Here is a 1,217-nt window from a genome sequence, read left to right on the forward strand (position 1 = left end):
TAATCTTACTCAAAAGGACAAAGCTAAAGGTATCAAATTATCTGGTGATGATGCTGTATTAATTTATAGCTGGGAAAGTTTTTCAGAAATTGAAGAATTAGATATTCCAAACTTATTCGATGGAGAAGATAATATAAATCCATCTATCCGATTTATCAAAGCTATAGCAAGTATAGAATATTCTAAACAAAAAAAGAGAGATGAATACGGTAATTATCTACCAAAAGAAAAGAGAATACAGACTTTACCTGTAGATGTATATTTTCTTGAAATTACTCAGGCTATTTATGTAGTGATTTGTACTTCAAAAGAAGTTAATATAAATCGTGTAAAAAAACTAATTGGTGTTAAAAATTTTTATGCAAATAATGAAGATTATAATTTAAAAACTGATTTTTTTAATTGGTTGTTTTATAACTATGATGAAGAAAATGGCATTTTAGAAAATCACTTTTATTTGAAGAATATCGGTGGTTTCATAGGTAATATTACTGATGAACAAAATATATTTAAAGGAGTCTCGCAACAAACTTCTGAACTTATAATAACTAAAGCGTGTATAAGAGACAGGTAATGGAGAGACTTTGAAAAATGTGACAGCTAGAATTAGAAAAGAGAATGAAATAGATATTGTCTTTGGAATCGATGACGAATCTAACACAGTAATTTATTTAAACCAGTCAGAAAACCTAACTTTATTTGAAAATATAGATAAAGCTACTTTTTTGCTAGTTTACCTTTATGGTATCCTTATTCCTAATTTAAGGGAAATATATCTTACGAAAGAGAAGAAATTTATTGAGGAATTAGAAGGAGATTTTAGTAAGAAAATCGGAGTTGAAGTGATTAAATCTATTGTTAATAATAACAATATAACAATTAATGAATACACATCTAGATGTGTATAAGAGACAGTCATCATGTTTTCTAAAATTACACTAGAAGTAAATATTAAACAACATAATAGAAAGAAAAATAAATTAATATTTACTCCAAATGCTAATAATGAATATTCAGCTGAAATTGTTGATTTAGAAATCAAGATGACTCCAAAAGGAAGAATATCCAATTTCTTGGTAGAATGGCTTGATATCAATTTAGAAATATTTTTTAATCCCAATATTTTAGACATATCACTAGTAGAACAGTGGGACGGATTAAGCTTAAACGGATTTTTAATAAAAGAAAGGTCAATAAAGATATATATTTTAAAAAAT

Annotated in this window: 2 protein-coding genes and 1 pseudogene; all 3 read left to right on the plus strand. The window is 26.2% G+C overall.

Features of this window, described 5'->3' with window-relative positions; genetic code table 11:
- Positions 1-574: pseudogene (locus A5849_RS15180) on the plus strand (hypothetical protein); the annotation flags it as partial.
- A 10-nt stretch (positions 575-584) separates the two neighbouring features.
- Positions 585-908, plus strand: coding sequence for a hypothetical protein (locus A5849_RS06520; protein WP_256923996.1), 324 nt, complete (start codon positions 585-587; stop codon positions 906-908).
- A gap of 12 nt (positions 909-920) precedes the next feature.
- A partial coding sequence (locus A5849_RS14920; protein ID WP_218776122.1) for a hypothetical protein occupies positions 921-1,217 on the plus strand: 297 nt, incomplete at its 3' end.

Origin of the sequence: Enterococcus sp. 10F3_DIV0382 (assembly GCF_002140245.1) — a bacterium.
GTDB lineage: Bacteria > Bacillota > Bacilli > Lactobacillales > Enterococcaceae > Enterococcus_B > Enterococcus_B lactis.